This is a genomic window from Microvirga sp. GCM10011540, from assembly GCF_042650665.1.
Taxonomy (GTDB): domain Bacteria; phylum Pseudomonadota; class Alphaproteobacteria; order Rhizobiales; family Beijerinckiaceae; genus Microvirga; species Microvirga lenta.
In genome coordinates, this window is record NZ_JBHSBQ010000055.1 from 1 (window position 1) to 742 (window position 742).

Sequence of the window (742 nt, forward strand, 5' to 3'; positions counted from 1 at the left end):
TGAGGCCGAGCGTATTCGTGCCTCCGTCAGCATCCGTGACGGCGATATCCGCGACCTTGATCCCGGCGGCATAGTCGGTGTTCTCCAACACCTCCACATTCACCGGGGTCACCGTCACAGCCGTCGGCGCTTGGTTGGTCGGGATCGGGCCGGTCCCGGCTGCGGTGATCTCGATGCGATCAAGGTTCGGACCGACGGTCGCTCCCGGCGGGATTGCCAGCGAAATCGTGTTCTGGCCAGCCACCAGCGAAATCGTGGCGGTCTGGAAGCTCCAGTTGTTGAACCCTTCCGTGGGACCTGAGGTGTTTGTGCCCGTCGCCAGGAACGGGAGGGTCTGGGAGACACCATTGTTCACGGCAAGAACCAGTGGGCGGGCACCGTTCGATGCGTAGCGGATGTTCAGGTCGTACTGACCGGCTTCGGCGACTTCGACGGTGTAGGTGACGGTGTCGCCGCCATCATTGCCGAAGTCGAGATAGCCCGTGCCGGTGAAGCCCGGACGCAGGCCAGTGGGAAGGTTTGGGTTGCTCTCCGGATTGTCCGGATCGCGCACCATCGTGCTGCTGCCGTCGACCGGAGCAACCAGGGTGATCGTGCCACTCTCCGCCTGGATGGCGATGGGCTGGAACACCACCGGATCGGCGGCGGCGACGACGAGGGCGAAGGTGTCGGAGACAGCCTCGCCAGCGCTGTCGGTGGCCGTCACCGTCACATCATAGGTGCCGGCTGCCGTGGGCGCGCC

The 742-nt window shown here is 65.0% G+C and carries 1 protein-coding gene; it reads right to left on the reverse strand.

Features of this window, described 5'->3' with window-relative positions:
* Positions 1-742 (reverse strand): delta endotoxin C-terminal domain-containing protein (locus tag ACFOYU_RS15205; protein WP_377034239.1); only part of this gene is annotated, 742 nt, incomplete at both ends.